General features: G+C 64.9%; 22 protein-coding genes and 1 tRNA gene. 10 read left to right on the forward strand and 13 right to left on the reverse strand.

Translation table 11 applies throughout. The annotated features are described in order from the left end of the window. The first annotated feature begins 89 nt into the window (after positions 1–89). Positions 90–1526: a glycosyltransferase family 2 protein gene (locus QMF22_RS08670; protein ID WP_283452401.1), complete on the forward strand. Its 1437-nt coding sequence runs from the start codon at positions 90–92 to the stop codon at positions 1524–1526. A 5-nt stretch (positions 1527–1531) separates the two neighbouring features. After that, positions 1532–1837: a hypothetical protein gene (locus tag QMF22_RS08675; RefSeq protein WP_283452402.1), complete on the forward strand. Its 306-nt coding sequence runs from the start codon at positions 1532–1534 to the stop codon at positions 1835–1837. Here the strand turns inward: QMF22_RS08675 and QMF22_RS08680 are convergent. The 5 genes from QMF22_RS08680 to QMF22_RS08700 form a co-directional block, all read right to left on the reverse strand. Continuing rightward, positions 1781–2194 (reverse strand): DUF1294 domain-containing protein, encoded by a 414-nt coding sequence (locus QMF22_RS08680; RefSeq protein WP_283452403.1) that lies wholly within the window; start codon positions 2192–2194, stop codon positions 1781–1783. The genes QMF22_RS08675 and QMF22_RS08680 overlap by 57 nt on opposite strands. 16 nt (positions 2195–2210) lie before the next feature. Continuing rightward, a complete protein-coding gene (locus QMF22_RS08685) occupies positions 2211–2429 on the reverse strand; it encodes a hypothetical protein (RefSeq protein WP_283452404.1) in 219 nt (72 codons plus the stop codon). Positions 2430–2590: 161 nt separating this feature from the next. Beyond that, complete coding sequence (locus QMF22_RS08690) at positions 2591–3328, reverse strand: flavodoxin family protein (RefSeq protein ID WP_283452405.1); 738 nt, start codon at positions 3326–3328, stop codon at positions 2591–2593. A gap of 532 nt (positions 3329–3860) precedes the next feature. Continuing rightward, complete coding sequence (locus tag QMF22_RS08695) at positions 3861–5021, reverse strand: chaplin family protein (protein ID WP_283452406.1); 1161 nt, start codon at positions 5019–5021, stop codon at positions 3861–3863. 91 nt (positions 5022–5112) lie between these two features. Further along, positions 5113–5856, reverse strand: coding sequence for a hypothetical protein (locus QMF22_RS08700; RefSeq protein WP_283452407.1), 744 nt, complete (start codon positions 5854–5856; stop codon positions 5113–5115). 228 nt (positions 5857–6084) lie between these two features. Here QMF22_RS08700 and QMF22_RS08705 point away from each other — a divergent pair. Further along, positions 6085–6157, forward strand: a tRNA-Arg gene (locus QMF22_RS08705). Between the two features lie 86 nt (positions 6158–6243). Then, positions 6244–7707, forward strand: a complete 1464-nt coding sequence (locus QMF22_RS08710; protein ID WP_283452408.1) for a cryptochrome/photolyase family protein — start codon at positions 6244–6246, stop codon at positions 7705–7707. 2 nt (positions 7708–7709) lie between these two features. Here QMF22_RS08710 and QMF22_RS08715 read toward each other — a convergent pair whose 3' ends face one another. The 4 genes from QMF22_RS08715 to upp all read right to left on the reverse strand — a co-directional run bounded on the left by QMF22_RS08715 (position 7710) and on the right by upp (position 11321). Then, the gene (locus tag QMF22_RS08715; RefSeq protein WP_283452409.1) at positions 7710–8408 is read right to left on the reverse strand and encodes an SDR family NAD(P)-dependent oxidoreductase; all 699 of its coding nucleotides are present in this window, start codon (positions 8406–8408) and stop codon (positions 7710–7712) included. A gap of 251 nt (positions 8409–8659) precedes the next feature. Then, positions 8660–9058, reverse strand: coding sequence for a MarR family winged helix-turn-helix transcriptional regulator (locus QMF22_RS08720; RefSeq protein ID WP_283452665.1), 399 nt, complete (start codon positions 9056–9058; stop codon positions 8660–8662). A 394-nt stretch (positions 9059–9452) separates the two neighbouring features. Then, complete coding sequence (locus QMF22_RS08725) at positions 9453–10157, reverse strand: winged helix-turn-helix domain-containing protein (protein WP_283452411.1); 705 nt, start codon at positions 10155–10157, stop codon at positions 9453–9455. Between the two features lie 531 nt (positions 10158–10688). Further along, entirely contained in the window at positions 10689–11321 is a 633-nt protein-coding gene (gene upp / locus QMF22_RS08730) for a uracil phosphoribosyltransferase (protein ID WP_283452413.1), read from the reverse strand. Positions 11322–11365: 44 nt separating this feature from the next. Between upp and tadA the strand changes: the two genes are divergently transcribed. Beyond that, positions 11366–11842, forward strand: a complete 477-nt coding sequence (gene tadA / locus QMF22_RS08735) for a tRNA adenosine(34) deaminase TadA (RefSeq protein ID WP_283452415.1) — start codon at positions 11366–11368, stop codon at positions 11840–11842. Between the two features lie 3 nt (positions 11843–11845). Here tadA and QMF22_RS08740 read toward each other — a convergent pair whose 3' ends face one another. Next, a complete protein-coding gene (locus QMF22_RS08740) occupies positions 11846–12808 on the reverse strand; it encodes a cation diffusion facilitator family transporter (protein ID WP_283452417.1) in 963 nt (320 codons plus the stop codon). A 93-nt stretch (positions 12809–12901) separates the two neighbouring features. Between QMF22_RS08740 and proC the strand changes: the two genes are divergently transcribed. Continuing rightward, the gene (gene proC, locus QMF22_RS08745; RefSeq protein WP_283452419.1) at positions 12902–13750 is read left to right on the forward strand and encodes a pyrroline-5-carboxylate reductase; all 849 of its coding nucleotides are present in this window, start codon (positions 12902–12904) and stop codon (positions 13748–13750) included. 40 nt (positions 13751–13790) lie between these two features. On the opposite strand, the gene QMF22_RS08750 is transcribed toward proC, so the two are convergent. The 3 genes from QMF22_RS08750 to QMF22_RS08760 all read right to left on the reverse strand — a co-directional run bounded on the left by QMF22_RS08750 (position 13791) and on the right by QMF22_RS08760 (position 17350). Then, on the reverse strand, positions 13791–15176 hold the full coding sequence (locus QMF22_RS08750; protein WP_283452421.1) for a MinD/ParA family ATP-binding protein: 1386 nt from the start codon (positions 15174–15176) through the stop codon (positions 13791–13793). Between the two features lie 115 nt (positions 15177–15291). Beyond that, positions 15292–15963 carry a potassium channel family protein gene (locus QMF22_RS08755; RefSeq protein WP_283452423.1) on the reverse strand — a complete coding sequence of 224 codons (672 nt, stop codon included), beginning with the start codon at positions 15961–15963 and terminating at the stop codon, positions 15292–15294. Next, entirely contained in the window at positions 15956–17350 is a 1395-nt protein-coding gene (locus QMF22_RS08760; RefSeq protein ID WP_502846929.1) for a TrkH family potassium uptake protein, read from the reverse strand. The genes QMF22_RS08755 and QMF22_RS08760 overlap by 8 nt, the downstream gene beginning before the upstream one ends. Before the next feature lie 141 nt (positions 17351–17491). Between QMF22_RS08760 and QMF22_RS08765 the strand changes: the two genes are divergently transcribed. The 4 genes from QMF22_RS08765 (at position 17492) to QMF22_RS08780 (ending at position 18879) form a co-directional block, all read left to right on the forward strand. After that, the gene (locus QMF22_RS08765; RefSeq protein ID WP_283452426.1) at positions 17492–17959 is read left to right on the forward strand and encodes an ArsR/SmtB family transcription factor; all 468 of its coding nucleotides are present in this window, start codon (positions 17492–17494) and stop codon (positions 17957–17959) included. A gap of 109 nt (positions 17960–18068) precedes the next feature. Continuing rightward, positions 18069–18167, forward strand: a complete 99-nt coding sequence (locus QMF22_RS08770) for a 30S ribosomal protein bS22 (RefSeq protein ID WP_003792170.1) — start codon at positions 18069–18071, stop codon at positions 18165–18167. A 146-nt stretch (positions 18168–18313) separates the two neighbouring features. Continuing rightward, positions 18314–18583, forward strand: a complete 270-nt coding sequence (locus QMF22_RS08775) for a glutaredoxin family protein (protein ID WP_283452537.1) — start codon at positions 18314–18316, stop codon at positions 18581–18583. After that, positions 18580–18879, forward strand: a complete 300-nt coding sequence (locus tag QMF22_RS08780) for a Dabb family protein (RefSeq protein WP_283452539.1) — start codon at positions 18580–18582, stop codon at positions 18877–18879. Before QMF22_RS08775 ends, QMF22_RS08780 begins: the two co-directional genes overlap by 4 nt. Positions 18880–18958: the final 79 nt, after the last annotated feature.

Below are 18958 nucleotides of genomic sequence, written 5' to 3' on the forward strand. Positions count from 1 at the left end.
GCAGTTTCGATCCGTCACCAAACTGGCCAATTGCTGAGAAAGCGTCACTCCCCAGTGACGCAGCAGATTTAGTTGTTACAGTGCCCATTATGGGGAGTCGATCATACAACCGTTCGGTGGGCGTGCTGGTCGCCGCGACTGCCGCCAGCGCGGCGACGTTGCTCTGGGTTGCCGTCGCTTCGGACGAGCCAGTAGCGGGACATGCTGTGGACGAAGGTTTGCTCCTCGGTGTCTGGAGATACCTCTACGCCCTCGACATACCGGCCCCCCGGGTGCTGCTGGAAGCCGTTGCCCTGGCGATTGTCTTCGCTGCAGGCGTTGCCCTGATCGAACGCCGGGTGACCAACAAGTCGCGACGTTCATCAGATTATCGTAGGGCCCCGCTCGCTCCCAAAATCGTGATGGCGGCCACGCGAGGCGTATTCGCTGGTCCCGTCGCGATTACCGTGTTGATTCCCGCCCACAACGAGGAAGCGTCGTTGCCGGCCACCCTCTGCTCGCTTCTATCGCAGTCCCACCGACCCGAGCGGGTCATTGTTGTCGCCGACAACTGCAGCGATGGCACCGTGGCCGTGGCGCTGGAGCATGGAGTCGAAGTCTATGAGTCGGTGGGCAACACCAAAAAGAAGGCGGGCGCCCTGAACCAGGTTCTGGCGAGCATCTTGCCCGACCAGAGCGACAATGACATCATCATGATCGTCGACGCCGACACAACACTGGATGCTGGCTTTCTCGAGACCGGCGTCGCGCGTTTCACCAATGATCGTGCGCTGATGGCCGTTGGCGGTCTGTTCTACGGCGAACCGGGCTCCGGAATCCTCGGTCAGATGCAGCGTAACGAGTATGTGCGCTACTCCGCTCAGATCAAGCGCCGTCGCGGGATGGTCTTCGTGCTCACGGGAACGGCATCCATGTTCCGGTCCCGTGCGCTGCGGGCGGTCGCCAGCAATCGCGGCTCGGCGCTCCCCGGACAAAACGGTGATGTGTACGATACCCAAGCACTCACCGAAGACAACGAGCTAACCATCGCGTTGAAGTCCCTCGGGGCGCTGATCATCTCGCCGTCGGAGTGCACGGTGGTCACGGAGGTCATGCCCACACTGCGAAGCCTATGGGTGCAGCGTTTGCGCTGGCAGCGGGGTGCCTTGGAAAACATCGGCGCGTACGGCATCACGCCGTCCACCCTGCGGTATTGGGCCCAACAGCTCGGCATCGGGTACAGCGTGATCGCCCTCTCAGCCTTTCTGTTTCTGATTGTTCTCACGCTGCTCTCGGTGGACGGCTGGGTGTGGTTTCCCTTCTGGCTGGGCGTCGGCACCATTTTCACGATTGAACGTGTTGTCTCCGTCTGGAAGGGTGGCTGGGCGGCCCGTGCACTTGCCGTCACGGTGATTCCGGAGCTGCTCTTTGACATTTACCTCAACGCCGTCTACGTCAAGGGGATTATCGACATCACGTTGGGACGCCAGGGAAGCTGGGGCCACGTGAAGCAGCCGATCACAGAGCGACCGGTCGTGATCACATGATCAGCGTGATGTTGGTACCCCTGGGTATTCTGCTGCCGGGGTCGGTGCTGCAATCCGACTTCTTCGCCATCCTCGCGACGTTCGTCGCCATTAACACCGTGATGTACGCGGCGCTTGCGATCGCGAAGATTCTGCCGCGGGTCTACCTCGGTGACCTCCTGCCGGGCCAACGACGACGCCACGAAACCCGAAGCATCTACCCCGAGACCGAACCGGATACCGTCGCGACGCGACGAGACGAGACGGCGAAGAATTCACCGCGAGACGATAGTTTGCACCGCGTGAGTCGTCAATCGATCGACCGCGGGTGAGCTCGCGGCGACGAACAGCCCGACATTGAGCGCGACGGTGGCCCAGAAGACCGCGCGAAAGTTTTTCTTCTGGGTCTTGTGGCGTAGCACCTGCTGCGCCACAATCGCACCCGGCCAGCCTCCGATGAAGCCCCAGAACAGCAGGGTGCCTTCCGACACCCGCCACGCGCCGAACCGCGCTCGCCGCTTGTCGATCGCGTACAATGCAAAACAAATCATGCTGGTGGCCAGGTAGGCCCCGGCCACCCAAAGCGGCCGGGGCCAATACACGGCGCCGACCAGATAGACGACGGCAAAAGCAGCAATCGCGAGGTAGCTCCCGCGTCCGGCAGCACTGCGGGAGCGAGTGATGGCCATGACCCCATGCTAGGTGCTACAGGTTGGGCAGAAACCGTTGCCAGACCTGTCGGCGCTCGCCGCGGGGGTCGGCTTCAACCCGATCGACGACGTCGATGATCAGGGTGAGCCGGTCTGCTTCGGTGTACCGGGGCCAGTTGCCTTCGACGATGCCGGTGCAGGCGAAGTGCAGCCAGTGGCGGCGCATCCGCTCGCCGGCGCGACTGAATGGTTCCCGGCCACCCAGTGCCGTCACCAGGCCAGAACGGCGCCTTCGCGGATGCCGCGCACCACGCCGCCGGTAACGCGCACGTCGAGCGTGCTCGGTGCGGGTACGGGGGGAACACAGGAAGACTCTATCGAGAGTGTTTGGAGTACCACTGGGTTCCCCGATCTGTCGAATCTTGCTGCTGACTCTTACCGATATTCCGGGTTCGGCTCAAACCCGAAGCGTTCCCCGCGGTCCCAGTCCTGGCGCAGGTTGCCGAAAGCCGGGATGCCGCCGTTTTTCTTCAAAATTGAGGCGAGGTGCATGAGGTTCCAGCTCATAAAGGTGGTGTTGCGGTTGGTGAAGTCGTTCTGCGGTCCGCCCGATCCCTCGTCGAGATAGCTCGGCCCCGGGCCGATTTCGCCGATCCAGCCGCTGTCGGCGGCGGGGGGAATTGAATAGCCAATGTGTTGCAGGCTGTACAGCAGATTCGACGTGCAGTGTTTGACGCCGTCTTCGTTGCCGGTGATGATGGCGCCGCCGACCTTGCCATAGAAGATGTACTGGCCCTTGTCGTTGAATTCCCCGGAGTGGGCGTAGAGCCGTTCCACGATGCGTTTGGTCACCGAGCCGTTGTCGCCGAGCCAAATTGGCCCGGCCAGAACGAGGATGTCGGCGGCTTGCACCGCCTCGAACAGCGACGGCCAGGCATCCGTTTGCCAGCCGTGGTCGGTCATGTCGGGGTAGACGCCGGTGGCAATATCGTGGTCGATGGCGCGGATCAGGTCGACCTGCACGCCCTGCTCCCGCATGATGCGGGCGCTGAGGTCGACTATGCCCTGTGTGTTGCTGACCTCGGGGCTTCGCTTGAGGGTGCAGTTGATGAAGACGGCGCGCAGGCCGGAGTAGTCAAAGGATGTCCGTTCGGCGGGGCTCGTCTCGTTCATCCGGTTAGTAAACCACTCGACTTGAACGGATGACAGGGGTTGATTTTGGCGTCGCGGGCGCGCCACAGCCGGGGGGGGGGGGGGGGGGGGGGGGGGGGGCGGGCGCGGGGGGGGGGGGGGGGGGGCGGGGGGGGGGGGGGGGGGGGGGGGGGGCGGCGGGGGGGGGGGGGGTGGCGGGGGGGGGGGGGGGGGGGGGGGCGGGCGCGGGGGGGGGCGGGCGCCGCGCAGGGGCGGGGGGGCGGGCGCGGCGCGCGGCGGCGCGGGGCGCGGGGCGGCGGGTGGGCGCTGGGGGGGGGAGGGGCGTCGGGTGGTGTGGGCGCCGGCGGCGCGGGGTGCAGTGGCCACCTCGCGTCCCCGGCGCGGGGGCCAACGCGCGACCCCCCTCACCACCCCCCCCCGCAGACTCGGGTCGGCGCGCTCTTCGTCGAGCCGCCGCGCCCCCCCCCCCGCGCGGCGCCACGCCGTGGGGGCCGCCCCCCCCGGCAGCTATGAGCGGATGATGCTGGCTAGGCGGTGTCGCCTTGACGCGCAATCAGGCTGCGATTATCAGGCTGCGCGCAACCAGGCTGCGACCGGCCAGGCCAAGTCCGGCCATGGCGAGAAGGAGGCCCACTGCGAGAAATGGCAATGGCTTTGTTCCAGTGGTCGCCAGAGTGGAGTTGGCCAGCGTTGACCCGAACAGCGGCGTCAGTCGCAGCGCGGCGAGTGACGAATTGCCCGTGCTTCGTGTGTATGAATTGGTGCCGACGAGCATGACCGGCTGGGTGCCGGTCGTGCTCGTCGGTGACGCCTCGGTCGGTGCGATTGCGCTGGAATCACCCACCAGACTCACAGCGTTGTCGCTGACCGAGATCGGAAGAGCGACGAGCGGCACGGCCTGACTCCCACCGAGAAAGCTGTCGGTTCCCGTGGTGGTCGGAGATGTGGAGCCGGTAGCCCAGCCCGGGTTCGACGAGGCGTTCGTTGCCCCCTCGGAATCGGAGTCGCCCGCCACGCTGATCGCGTTGTTCTGCGCGGTCACCGGCATGCTCAGGTTCGCGAGAAACTGGGTGCCGCCCAGCCTGCTGTTTGAACCGGTCGTGGTCGGCGCTTGCGTCGTGGTCGACGCGCCGTTCGTCGGGGCGGTCGACTCACCAGTGCTGCTCGAGTCACCGATCACGCTGATGGCGTTGCCGTCGGCGACGATCGGAGCCGTCACGACGGTCACGACCTGGGTGGCGCCGAGCAGCGAGTTTGTACCCGTGGTGGTGGGATTCGCGGTCGAGGCCGCCGGCTGGGTTGCCGGAACTGGGGTGGTGTCTGACCCGGTGCTCGATGAGTCGCCGAGTACCGAGATCGCGTTGCCGGAGACGGTCACCGGAGCATCCGTTGCGAGAACGGCTTGTGTGCCGGAGGCGACGCCGTCGGCACCGCTCGTGGTGGGTGCGAGACCGGCCGCGGCGGCATCGGTCGTGGCCGGTGTCGTCGGCGAACTCTGGCCGGCCGAGGAATCGCCCAGCACACTGATGGCATTGCCGGTGAGCGTGATCGGCGCGACCAGGTCGGTCACGACCTGGCTGCCCGAGACGATTCCGTCGGCGTCGGCGCCGGTGGTGCTGGGCGCCTCGGCAGCGTTGGCCGCGGAGATGCCGATGAGCGAGAGGCCCCCGACGAGAAGGGCGCAGTACAGGCCCTTTTTTAAGAATGTATTCATGGTGGTAGTGCTCCTAAATGAGTGATGGTGTGCTCCCAGAGGGGAGACTTCGGTCTGCGTGCTGCCGGCAAGAATCGGCAGGGCAGACCCATCAGTCGGGAGTGGACCCGGGGTCGAACGTTGGCGTTGACGGAAGGACCGCGACGCCGATCAGTGCGAGGACGCCCGGTGTGGCGCGATCGGTGGAGCGGCCAGACGGAAGGTCTGACGCCGATCCCGGCATGCTGCCACCGGCAGAGTTGGCGCTGGTACCCGGCAGCACGGCCGGGTGTGATGGAACGGGCGCGGTGGGCGCGAGCGGCGAATGCGTCGGGGCCGACGCGAAAGCGGATGCCGCAACAGCGGCTGGTCGGTCGGCGACGTCTCCGAGGCGGGCGTGGCCCGCGGGTTCGGGGCGGGGAAGCGCGGGGAGAGCTTCGGCGCCGACAGCGACCGCCACGGAGGTGCTGAGCAGTTGTTTTGTGAGCAGTGGAGTCGCGACAGGAGCCAGCAACGCGGTGACCGGGGCAAGTACCGGGGCCAGAAGGGTCGTGGCCGGTGCTGCGAGTGACGTGATCGGCGGGGCCAGCGCGGCAACCGGTGCCAGCACGGGCATAATGACCGGTGCGAGCGGTGCCGCCAGTGTCAAGTCGAGATTCGCGGTGTCGCTAACAGCTGGGAGCAGGGTGGCCGTTGCCGAAGTGACAAGCGCGGGTGGCGCATCCTCGGTGTCGGCGAAGGCCGGCGACAGAGTACCGACCAGAAGGGTGAGAGCGGCCCAGACGATGGCGGCGCCCGTACCAAGAATCGCCAGTCGCAGGGCGTGCCCACGCAGCGGCGAAATCGATTCCTTCATTGGACACCCCCCTTTGTGGGTATTGACTTGGCCTCAGGTAAACACGTGTCCCCGAAAAGCGCCATCGAATAGGAGTCATTCCCAGAAATCTCTTGATCAACGACCGCGTATCGGCGCAAAAAAGACCGGTGCCGGCACCGTGCTGCCCGTCCGATGGAACGGAGGGCCCCCGTTAGCTGGTATAGTTTTCAAGTTGTCTCCGGGCGTTACAGTTCGCGAGATTGGCATGCGCTCGTAGCTCAACGGATAGAGCATCTGACTACGGATCAGAAGGTTGGGGGTTCGAATCCCTTCGGGCGCACAGGTTCAGCCCCGTTCGACACTACGTCGAGCGGGGCTTTTTTTGTGAGTATCCGGCCGGGCTGCAACCTACGTAGAATCGGCCTCGTGTCCCTTCCACGTTTTCTGTTCGCTGACCAGCTCGGCCCGCACTATGACGACGGCGGGCCGATCGTTCTGGTTGAAGCTTCGGCCGTTCTCGCGCGTCGCACCTATCACCGGGCCAAGGCGCACCTCATTTTGAGCGCGCTTCGCCACCGAGCCCGCGAGCTGGGCGACCGCGTCGAGTTCCTGCGCACGGAGCACTATCGGGACGTGCTCGCTGGTCGTGAATTGGAGGTTATCAACCCCACGTCGTGGGGTGCGCGAGCCTTGGTTGCCGACTTGGGGGCATCCGTTTTGCCCAGCAGGGGGTTCGTGACCAGCGAGCAGGACTTTGCTCGCTGGGCTGACGGGCGACCGGTATCCCGACTCGTCATGGAGCAGTTCTACCGACACGTGCGAACGAAGACGGGCGTACTGATGCGCGGACCGGAGCCGGAGGGCGGCCGCTTCAACTTCGATCACGACAATCGTCAGGCTCCCCCGCGAAATGCCGTCGGTCTCGGACTGCCCGTCCCGTGGGCCCCGGTGGAGGATGACATCGACGACGAAGTCCGGCGCGACCTCGACGAACTCGTCAGGGACGGCCGAGTGCACCTGATCGGAGCGGATGGTCCGCGTCGGTTCGCGGCCACCCGTGCGGAGGCCCTCGCTGCGCTCGATGATTTCATTGACACCCGTTTGTCAGACTTTGGGCCCTTTGAGGATGCATCGCTGACCGGAGACAGCACGATGGCACACTCGCGGCTGAGCGTGCCACTCAACCTGGGTCTCCTGCACCCGCAGGAGGTCATCGACGCTGTCGTCGCCGCCTACGATGCCGGTGGCGTGCCGCTGGCGAGCGTTGAGGCGGTGGTGCGCCAGATCATGGGCTGGCGGGATTGGGTCTGGCACCTGTACTGGCACCTCGGTGAGAACTACGTTGCCGAGAGTAACTTCCTCGCCGCACACGAGCCACTGCCGCCGGCGTTCCTGCAGTTGGATGGTGGTGCCGTCGAAGCGCGGTGCCTGAGTCATGTGCTCGATGAAGTGTCCCGCACCGGGTGGGCGCATCATATTCAACGTCTGATGATTCTCGGCAACTGGTCGCTTCAGCGGGGATATGAGCCGTCGGCGCTGTCGGATTGGTTTATCAACGCCTTCGTCGACGGAACGCCATGGGTCATGCCGGCAAACGTTGTGGGCATGTCTCAGCACGCGGACGGCGGAATAGTCGCCACGAAGCCTTACGCCTCGGGTGGTGCCTACATAGCGAAGATGACGGATTTCTGCGGCAGCTGTCGGTTCAATCCGAAAATCAGGCTGGGGCCACAGGCTTGCCCATTCACGGCTGGCTACTGGGCGTTCCTCGATCGCGTGGAACCGCGCATCCGGGGCAATCACCGCATGGCTCAGCCGCTGGCCGGTCTGAGGCGGCTCGTGGACCGCGACGCGGTTGTCGCGCAGGAGCGTGCGCGCAGCCGCTGGTAGGCCTACCCGGCGAAAGCAGTACTCGGCAGGTCGCGCTCGCCGGCGATGATCGCGTCGACCAAGCGACGGGCGACGTTCGCTGGGCTGTATCCCGTGGGCAGCCGTGGCGCTGACCCTTGGATCGGTCGAGTGGCCAGTCCGGTTTCGGTATGGCCGGGTCGGGCATCGAGAAAGCGGATGCCGTCCCGCCGCATTTCCCGGCCCGCCGCCTTGCCGAACGCCGCGAGGGCGGCCTTCGACGCCGAGTACGCCGCCATGTTCGCGGTCGGACTCTCGCTCACCACGCCGCTGAGAGTGAGGAAGAACGGATCGCGGTGCGCGCCGGAGGATTCGACCAGGGCGGGATAGGCGGCCCGAAGCAGGCGCATGGGTGCTGTCGCGTTGACCGCCAGAAGAGCATCGATCGTTTCGTCCGAGACCTCAGCCATCGGTCCGAACGCGACGAGTCCGGCGGCGTTCACGATTCCGTCGAGGCGACCATGAGCTGCCAGGGCTGCGGCCACGAGCTGGGCGGCCATGCCCGGATCCCGCAGGTCGCCCGTGACCGGGGCTCCGGCGACTCCGGTCTCGCTGACGCGTTCTAGATTGCGACCGTGCAGGGTGAGCAGGGCACCATCCGCGCTCAGGAGTCGCGCGATCTCGCGGCCCAGGCCGCCAGTGGCACCGACGACGAGAATGGATGAGCCGGCGAGGAAAGTCATGGTGTCAGAATAGACGGGATGCTGTGTGGTTGCGCAAGATTAGGCTTTCCACCCCCAAGCTGGGATACGATCGGCAGACGTGAGCAAAACTCAATTAGTCTGTATTCGTTGTATTCACAAGATCCGATACGTGCTTGCGCCCGAGTTTCTCACCGGGCAATGTTCGGGCGCCCGGTGAGGAAGGCATTCCTGCGAGGGACTGCCTCGGTGGGGCGAGGGGTAGGGCCCTCGTCCCATCGCCCCACCTCCGCCTAGTCCTGGCTCGTCCCGTCGTCGTCGGGACAATCGATGCGCAGCTTGTCGCACAGCACGGTCAGCTGCTCCAGCTCGGTTTCACTGAGCGTTTCACCGATCCGCGCGGCAATCGAACCCATGTGATCAACGGCGACCCGCCGAAACAGCGCGAGGCCGGCATCGGTCAGCTCGATGATGGCGCCGCGTCCGTCGGTCGGGTCGGTGTGTTTGTGCAGGTAGCCGCGCGAGACGAGGCGGTCCACGAGTCGACTCACGCTCGGCTGGGTCAGCAGCACGTGCTGGTTGAGATCACGCAAGCGGATGCGCCGGTCCGGCTGCCGAGACAGGTTGAACATCACGTCGTACTCGTTAAGGGAGATCTCCTTCGACGGAAAATTCGCCGCCAGACTGCGCATGATGGCGACCTGGGCCCGAAACAGGGACTCCCACGCACCCACCGCGATCGTTCGATCCACCACCTGCGGCTCCTCGCCTCGTTTACCACGTCGTTCTCCAAGAATAGAGACTCCAACGGGGGAGCGGGCACCGCGCGGGCCGTGGGGCGAGCATCCGCGGGGCCGGACAACGGTCAGGTTCTTGGCATGAAACTCGCAGGTGATTTTGTTGACGAAAGGTGGCGCCCGTTACCTATTCGTTATATGTTTTATGTGCGTCAACCGTTTGCTGTGGCGGAAGACGTGAAATGTGATTGCAGGACACTCTTGGTGCAAGGGAAGAGGGTCAGTCGTAGCCTCTGCGACTGGCCCTCAGTCCGTTAATTCGCAATCACCTGGCACTCGCCAGGCTGGCTTAGAACAGGTCGGGGCTCGGCGTCGTCGACTGGCGGATGGCGACGTCCGCGTGGCGGTCGAAGCGATAGCCCACGCCGCGTACCGTACGCACGATGTCTTCGTAGCGGCCGAGCTTGGAGCGCAGACGACGAACGTGCACGTCGATCGTGCGCTCGTTCGGGGTGTCTTCCTCATCGGCAGAGTTCCAGAGCGCGGAGATGATCTCGGCCCGGTCGATCGTGCGGCCCTCGCGCAGTACGAGGTACTGCAGCAGCTCGAACTCCTTGTAGGTCAGCGCGGCCGTCTCGTTGTCGAGGATGACGCGCTTGCGGGAGATGTCGACGACGACGCCACTGCGGGCCCGGTCAAGCTCTTCGGGCTCTGCGCGGTGCGCAGCTAGTGCGGACGGGTCCTGCAGTGCGAGGCGCACGACGTCCACGTCGCGCCCGCCGGCACCCTCGGGTGCCAGCGCGACCGCGGCATAGGTTTCGGCGGAGGGAGCGATGTCGGCGGCCAGGGCTTTGAGCGCCTCGACGATGCGGTTCAGGCTCGTGCCGGCTGCGGCCGCCTTGGCCTCGTCGATGCCGACGTAGAGCACGAAGCCGCGGGCCTCGGTGCCGGTCGGCACGGCGCGAATGCGGGGAGCGGCAACCGGCGGAGCCAGGGTCAGCTCGGGGCGGTTGAAGTGGGCGGGGCGGGTGGCGTGGATGTGTGCGAGAGACATGGGGGTCCTTGAATGTTCAATCGAAGGGAGCTCGACGGATGCGCGAAAGCGCGGCTTCGTTGTGGCTCCGGATGGCCCGTGAGGCCGGAGGGCGAGTGCTTCAGACAAGCGCTCGGGGCGTCGGTCTGACGAATGAAATCAGTCAGGAACAGGACGCGTGGGGGAAGTGTCGGTTAGCGGCACATTCGGCAACAGCGGATGGCGGGGGTGCCGGCCATCATCATGGCGGCAGTCCCGGGGGCCTCGAGGGAGGTCAGGGGGCGTGCGCTGGTTGTCATAACTGCGAGTAAAGCGGAATGTGACGCCGTGTGTCAATTTGATGTCGCGGTAAGTCGCCGCATGACGCGCACCACGTTCGCAGCACAACGCCCATTTGGGCGAATCCGTGCACAATCACGACTTTGTGAAATATTCCGTGCTCAAGATCTAATCAATCAAAGATTATTGATGTGAACCCGGCCTGGCGTGTTGCCGGTCGCAGAACCTGCGCGCGCCGGCCGGGTCTGGTCGATCAGGAGGAATACCCGGGCGCTAGACCAGGCCGTACAGGCGATCGCCGGCATCGCCGAGGCCGGGCACAATGTAGCCCTGCTCGTCGAGCTTCTCGTCCACGGCGCCGAGCACAATGGTCACTTCGCGGCCAGCCAGGGCTTTCTCCACGGCGGCGAGCCCCTCCGGTGCGGCGAGGATGCAGATGGCCGTCACATCGACCGCGCCGCGGTCGAACAGAAAGTTGATGGCGGCAATCAGTGATCCGCCGGTGGCGAGCATCGGGTCGAGCACGAAACACTGCCGATCCGAGAGATCGTCGGGCAGGCGCTCTGCGTAGGTCGTCGGCTGCAGAGTATCTTCGTTGCGCGCCATGCCCAGAAAGCCAACCTCGGCGGTCGGCAGCAACTTGACCATGCCCTCGAGCATTCCGAGGCCGGCGCGCAGAATCGGCACGACGAGCGGTTTCGGGTCACTGATGCGCACGCCCTGAGCGGCAGACACGGGGGTCTGCACTGTGACGGCCTCCACCCGCACGCCACGGGTACCCTCGTAGGCGAGCAGCGTCATGAGCTCCTCGACGAGCGATCTGAACAGCGGTGACGGCGTGTCCTTATCGCGAAGCACGGTGAGTTTGTGCGTGATGAGCGGATGGTCGGCAACATGGACTCGCATAGGCTCAATTCTACTAGAGGCAATCCCACGGCTTGAGGTGATACATGCGTGCACGAGATCAACACGACGAGTGGATGCTGCTCGCCCTGACCGAGGCGCGCGCGGCGCTCTCCTCCGACGACGTACCGGTGGGGGCCGTTGTTGTCGATGCTGCGGGCGAGGTGATCGGGCGCGGCCGCAACGAACGGGAGCTGCATCAGGACCCGACCCTGCACGCCGAGGTCGTCGCCATCCGGCAGGCAGCCGCGCACACCGGCGACTGGCACCTGACCGGCGCCACCCTGATCGTCACGCTCGAACCCTGCGTGATGTGCGCTGGCGCGATCCTTGCCGCCCGGGTGCCCACGGTCGTGTTCGGCGCCTGGGACGCGAAGGCGGGCGCAGCCGGATCGGTCTACGACGTGCTGCGCGACCGCCGGCTCAACCATCGAGTTGAGGTCTTCGCCGGAGTCAATGACGCCGAATGCGGCGACATCCTGCGCGAGTTCTTCGAGGACCCGGCCCGTCGGGCCGCGCGCTGAGGCCTACTCCAGGCCCTTGATCACAAAGGTGTCGGTGGGCGGATTGGCCAGGTTCGGGTCGAAGAAGATGTCGGGTTCGAGATAGATCGTGCGGGCCAACGGCACCGCCGCGCGGATCCGCGTTTCAACGGCATTGATGTCGGCGGCGACGTCGGCGAACCGGTGCTCGCCGTCGAAGGCCAACTTGGCGCCGACCAGAATCTCGTCCGGGCCGAGGTAGAGCGTCTTCAAGTGGATGATGCGCTTGGTCTCCGGGCCGTTCAGAATGGCGGCTTCGATCGCGTCGAGGTCCTTCTGGCTGGCGCCCTCGCCCACGAGCAAACTCTTGGTCTCGATGCCGAGAATGATCGCGACCAGAACGAGCAGTGCGCCAATCAAGAGAGTTCCCACGGCGTCCCAGAGCGGTTCATCGGTGATTATGGTCAGGCCGACGCCCACGAACGCAAAGGCCAGGCCGGTGAGAGCCGCGACATCTTCGAGCAGCACCACGGGCAGCTCTGGCGCCTTGGCGTGGCGAATGAACTGCACCCATGACTGTGTGCCGCGGGTGTGATTCGACTCCCGAATCGCGGTGCGCAGCGAAAATCCTTCCAGCACCATGGCGATGGCGAGCACCAGAATCGGCAGCCAGGCATTTTCGAGCGGATGCGGATGCTGCAGCTTATCAAACCCCTCGTAGAGCGAGAAGACCCCGCCGATCGAGAACAGAATGATCGACACCACGAAAGCGTAGACGTAGCGTTCCCGGCCATAGCCGAACGGATGCTCCAGGTCGGCCCGCTTCTTCGCCTTGCGACCGCCGAGCAGCAGGAGCAGCTGGTTGCCGGCATCCGCTACCGAGTGCACCCCCTCGGCGAGCATCGAGGACGATCCGGAGAAGCCCCAGGCCACGAACTTGGTCACTGCGATGCCTAGATTGGCCGCGAATGCTGCCACGATTGCTTTGTTTCCGCCGGATGCGCTCATGAAAACATCTTAGAACCGCGCGTCTGCGGTCGAAGGCTGCGCCTGGGCTGGCCGTTCTGGGCGTCCCGGAGCGCAAAAAAGTAGACTGGTCGGATGACTTCTTCCCAGAACGTGACTCTGCCCACGATCGCCTTCCTCGGCGCCGGTTCCATGGCTCGCGCCATTCTTGCCGGTTTGCTCAAGCCGGGCGTGACCGTCACCGGCGGCATCCGGGTCACCAACCGCACCGCGGCGAAGGCCGCCGAGCTGGCCGACACGGAGGGTGTCACCGCGTACGCGACCGAGGTCGACCAGGACGCCAACCTGAAGGCCATCGACGGCGCCCAGATCGTCATCATCGCCGTCAAGCCCTACATGGTCGCCGATCTGCTGGCCGAAATCGGCGGTTCCCTTGCACCCGGCACGCTCGTTCTGAGTGTCGCGGCCGGCGTGACCATCGACACCTTCGAATCGTTGCTGCCGAGCAACGTGCACGTCGTCCGCACGATGCCGAACACCCCGGCCGTGGTCGGAATGGCCGTCACCGGCATCAGCGCCGGCACCCGATCGAGCGACGCCGACCTAGAGCTCACCCGCGCACTGTTCGCCACGGTCGGCGACGTGCTCGTCGTGCCCGAGAGCAAGCTGGACGCCCTCAGCACCATCTCCGGCTCGGGCCCCGCCTACGTGTTCTACCTGATCGAGCAGCTCACCGAAACGGCCCGTAGCAAGGGCTTCACCCCCGAGGAAGCGGCCGTCATGGTCAACGGCACCTTCTTGGGCGCGAGCGCGCTGCTCGCCGTCTCCGACAAGTCGCCGAGGGAGCTGCGCCGCCAGGTGACCAGCCCGGCCGGCACCACAGAGCGTGCCGTCTGGGAACTCGAAAAGGGCGGCCTGAAGGAGCTCTTCGACACCGCAACGGATGCTGCACTCGCCCGTGCGAAGGAACTCGCCGCCTCGTAGGGCCAGCGCTACAGCCGCGCGCATTACAGCCCTGCGCGCATTACAGCCCTTCAGCGATTGCCGCCGTCGCCTGCAGCCACGCTGCGCGGGTGCGCGGGGCCAGTGCATCGACGTTGAGTGGGCCGCCACCGACCAGTGACGCGTCGTAGGGCACGTCGACGACCGTTCGGGTGAGCTGGCGGAAGTGATCGTGCAGACGTTTGGACAGCTGCTCGTCAGCGGTTTTTGACGGTGACGCGAGCACGGTGACTGCCTGGGCGACCTTGTCCGCGTGGCCCTTCTGCCGCAGGCCGTCGATCAGTGAGGCCGCACCGTAACCGGTGTCCTCCCGAATGGTCGACACGATCACCAGCTGGTCGGCGGTATCGACGGCCGCCTCCCAGTTACTGGCCCGCATGTTGTTGCCGGTGTCGATGACCAGAACCCGGTAGAAACGGCTCAGCGTCGTGTGCAGTTTGCGAAAAGCGTCGTCGTCGATGCTTGCTGCACCCGCCGGGTCGAGGTCGGAGGCGAGGGCGTCGAACTGTGCGTCGCCCTGCGATCGCACGTAGTTGTCGAGGTCGCCTACGCGGGAACGGGCATCGCCGAACCGGTCGAGGTCGCGCAGCAGGTCGACGGCGGTATTGGTGTGCCTGGCCGCCTGGGCGCGAACGCCCAGGGTACCCATGGTTTCGTTGTTGTCCCAGGCGAGCGTGTACCCGCCGCGGTAAATGCCGAAGGTGGCCGCGATCAGCAGCGTCGCCGTGGTCTTGTGTGCTCCGCCCTTGGGGTTGAGCACGACGATCGTGCGCGGGCCGTTCAGGCTGCGCTGCACAGCCGCGATGGCGGTGCGTTGCCTGCGCTCGGTGGAACTCGGCGTGGGCGAGACCAGGCCGCCGCTGAGGCGGCGCACGACGCCCTGCCAGCCGTGCTCGGCCGGGCCGGCCGGTGCCGGTGGGCGGGAGCTGAGAAAGTCGGCCAGGTTGGGCGCAACGGGTGACGCTGCGGGTGACGGGGGTGTGGCATCCGCTGTGGGAACCAAAAGCGACTCGAACAGGGCGCTCGCCGGCGCTGCGACGGGCGGCTGCAGCAGCGTGGCAAACGGGGTCGGTTTCTCGATGTCGCTCACAACGGGCAGGGGCGCAGTTTTCGCCGGCTTCAGGCGGCCGGCAACGACGACCGGTCCGGCCGACTCGACCCGCCCGTTGGGATGCACGGTGAGCGGCCAGTCGCCCTGCTCGTCACTGACCTGCAGCAGAACCGACTTTCCGCGGCTCCGGGCAGTCTCGACCACGAGGCCGATGATCTCTTCGCGAACTCCGGCTTCATCGGTGCCGGTGACGCGGCGACGGGAGCCATCGATGGTCACCTCGCCCGTCGTGTCGGTCTGAACTGCGGCGACAATATCGGCCGGGGTTTTGGCAAGAGCGGGCACGTCGGGTGACATGGGTGAGCCTTTCCGTTCGCGCACACGTCGTCAGCGCGCAACCTCGGGTGGGCTGCTGCGAGAAATGTGCGTAACTAGGAGACTAGCCGGTCGTCTCCCCCAAACAGGGGGAGAACTAGGAACCGAGCGCGGCGAAACGTTCGATGTCGGCCTCGGCACCGGACACGATGATGAGGTCGTGGTTGGAGATGACGGTCTCCGCGGTCGCATAGGTGAACGGTTTTCCGGGGCTCTTGACGCCGACCACGGTGACGTTGTACTTGCGGCGCACGCCGGAATCGATGAGGTTGAGGCCGCGGATCGGCTTCGGCGGGTACATCTTCACCAGGGCGAAATCGTCGTCGAATTCGATGAAGTCGAGCATCCGACCCGACACCAGGTGGGCGACCCGTTCGCCGGCCTCAGCCTCGGGGTAGATGACGTGGTTGGCGCCGATGCGTTCGAGAATCTTGCCGTGCGACTTGGAGATGGCCTTGGCCCAGATCTGCTGAATCTTGAGGTCCACCAGATTGGCCACGATGAGAACGCTGGCTTCTACCGATGAGCCGACGGCGCAGACCGCGATCGAGAAGTCCTGCGCGCCGATTTGTTGCAGGGCCTCGAGGGAGCGGCCATCCGCTTGAACGGCGTGGGTCACGCGCTCGGACCACTTGGAGACGAGCGCTTCGCTCGTGTCGACCACGAGTACCTCGCGGCCCAGTCGGTCGAGCTGACCAGCGGTGGCCGCGCCGAACCGTCCGAGACCGATGATGAGCACGGGGGCGTCGTGCTTGATGCGATCAACCAACGATGGGTCTCTCTTCCGGGCGTTTGAACAGTTGCCTGCTGTGGCTTGCGGCCAGTGCTGCCGCGAGAGTCACTGTACCAACCCGGCCCATGAACATCGTCGCCGCCATGACGTAGACGCCCTCGGGCGGCAGGTCTGCCGTCAGCCCGGTGGACAGACCGCAGGTCGCGAAGGCGCTGATCACGTCGAATAGCACTATGTCGAAGGGTTGCTTCGAGATGTGCAGAATCAGAATGCTGGCGACGGCGACGGTGGTCGCGCCCCACAGCACGACGCTGACCGAAAGGCGCAGAATATCGCTGGGAATGCGTTTGCCGAAGGCTTCCATCTCCTGCTTGCCGCGTGCTTCGGCAAAGGCGGCGAGAAAGAGGATGGCCAGAGTCGTCACCTTGATACCGCCGGCGGTCGACGCCGACCCGCCGCCGATGAACATGAGCATGTCACTGAGCAGCAGGCTCGACCCGTGCAGGTCGCTGATGTCGATGGTTGCAAAGCCGCCCGAGCGCGTCATCACGGACATGAACAACGATTGAAAGATCGTGTCGCCGGCATTCAGCGACCCGAAGGTCTTCGGATTGTCGAACTCGAGCATGATGTAGAAGATCATGCCGAGGATTATCAGGGCGATCGTCGTGACCAGGGTGAGCTTGACGTGCACCGACCAGCGGCGCGGCCTGCGCCAGCCGCGCGCAAAGGCGTAGATCACCGGAAACCCGAGGCTGCCGAGGAACACACCGATCATAAGCGCGCCGAGAAACCAGTAGTCGCCGGCGAACTGGTCGAGGCCGCCGGCATTTGGGCTGAAGCCGCTGTTGGTGAATGCCATGGCGGAGTAGTAGAAGCTGTGCCAGATCGCTTTGCCGATGGCGACGCCGTCTGCCAGCATTCGGGGAAGGAGCAGAGCGGCGACCACGACCTCGATCACGAACGCGCTGATCGCGACCGTGACGAGCAGGCTGCCAACCTCGCCGAGCCGCACGGTCTGGCCCTCATTGACCGGACCGGCATGAATGCGTGAGGGGTTGGAATCGCCTGCGGCCATGAGTTTGGCCCGCAGCCCGAGCCGACGGGAGATGACAAGGCCCATCAAGGACGCGAGCGTCAGAACGCCGATGCCGCCGATGTTGACGCCCACGAACACGAGAATGTTGCCGAACGGTGACCAGTGCGTTGCCATGTCCACCGTGGTGAGCCCGGTGACACAGATGACCGAGACCGCCGTGAACAGGGCATCGTGCAGGGGGGTCATGATGCGGTCAGCCGAGGCGACCGGCAGGGAGAACAGCAGGGTGAACACCAGGATGAGCGCGCTGAACACCAGAATGGCGAACCGTGACGGCGACTTGTGGGCGAGCGCATCCACGCCATCGCGGATGCGCACCAAAATGAAGAGCGGGCGCGGAGGAAATGGTTCGATTCCGGTTCGAGACAACACCTGGAACCCCCGATTGACCTGCGACTATTGCCAGTTTGAAATGGTACTACGCAGCGGTGGTGATTACCCAGCCGTAATGACTACCCTGAAGCTATGGCAGACATCTTTACCGTGGTGGCGGACTCGGCGCGGCGGGACATCCTGCGTATCCTCTTGGAGCGTGCTGTTCCAGCTGGCGAAATTCGCGGTCCCTCCGGTGATGTTCGCGGCGAGCTGAGCGTGTCCGACATCGTCGGGCACCTCGGACTGAGCCAGCCGACCGTCTCCAAGCACCTCAAGGTGTTGCGCGAAGCCGGCCTGGTCACCGTGCGGGAAGACGGGCAGCACCGGTTTTACCGGCTGGAGTATTCTCCGCTCGAAGAGATCGAGGACTGGTTGATTCCCTTCCTCAGCGTCGACTTCGACCAGGCCGTCAAGGACGCCGATCTCGAGGCCGACGCCGGCCTGAAAGAAGAGCAGCGTGCGTTCGCTTCGGCGATCGGAAAGGCTTTCGCTGACGCCTCGCAAATGTCGCATGTCGTCAAGGATGCCACCGCGAAAAAGTGGCGCAGAAACGGCTAGATCGGGCCCGATCCGCACCCTGAGTAGTTGGAGCGGGTTTTGTCCGGTAGAATGGTGTTTTCGTGTCAGTCGCGGGCCCCGCGACTAAACCAATACTTGTGAGGTCCGTGTGGGTTCTGTAATTAAGAAGCGACGCAAGCGTATGGCGAAGAAGAAGCACCGCAAGCTGCTTCGCAAGACTCGCCACCAGCGTCGTAATAAGAAGTAGACCGACTAAGAAATTCTTTTTTAGCCGTTCTTCGAGCAAAGCGCTAGCCCTTCGGGACTGGCGCTTTTTGCTGTCCTCGACTGAACTCCCCGTTCCGATTATCACGCCCCGTCATCTCGGGGTGGAAGTCGCCGTAGGCTGGAACAATGGCCACCGCACACCTGACCCTGATCGGCAAGCCCGGTTGTCACCTCTGCGACGACGCCCGGGACCTGGTCGGCAGTGTCGTCGCAAAGCTCGTCGGCGAGCCTGGAGCGCCCACGATCACGTTCGACGAACGTTCCATTCTCGACGACGCCGAGCTGCACGAGCTGTACCTCGAGGACATTCCGGTGCTCCTCATCAACGGCAAGGTGCACAACTACTGGCGCATCGATCCCGTGCGCCTGCGCACCGCCCTACTGGAGGTCTCATGACCATTCGCCACATCGTCTTCTGGAAGCTCACCGCCCTCACGCCCCGCAAGAAGGCCGATGATGCCGCGGGCATCGTGGCCGGCCTCGAGGCGCTGGTCGGGGTCGTTCCCGAGATTCGGGCGCTAACGGTTGGACCGGATGTTGCCGGTAACGAAAACTGGGACGTCGCACTCATCGTCGACTTCGACGACCTCGAGGCCCTCGACCGCTACCAGAAGCACCCGGAGCACAAGAAGGTCGGTGCCTTCATTCGCACCGTCGTGGCCGACCGCCTGGCCGTCGACCTCGAGGTCTAGCCGGTGCGTGGGTGGCGCGGGCATCCGCTGGCGCACGCTCTGCCGGTAAATTTACGACACGCCGAGTAAAACCGATGCT

This window comes from Cryobacterium sp. PH31-L1, from assembly GCF_030063145.1.
In the GTDB taxonomy this organism is placed as follows: domain Bacteria; phylum Actinomycetota; class Actinomycetes; order Actinomycetales; family Microbacteriaceae; genus Cryobacterium.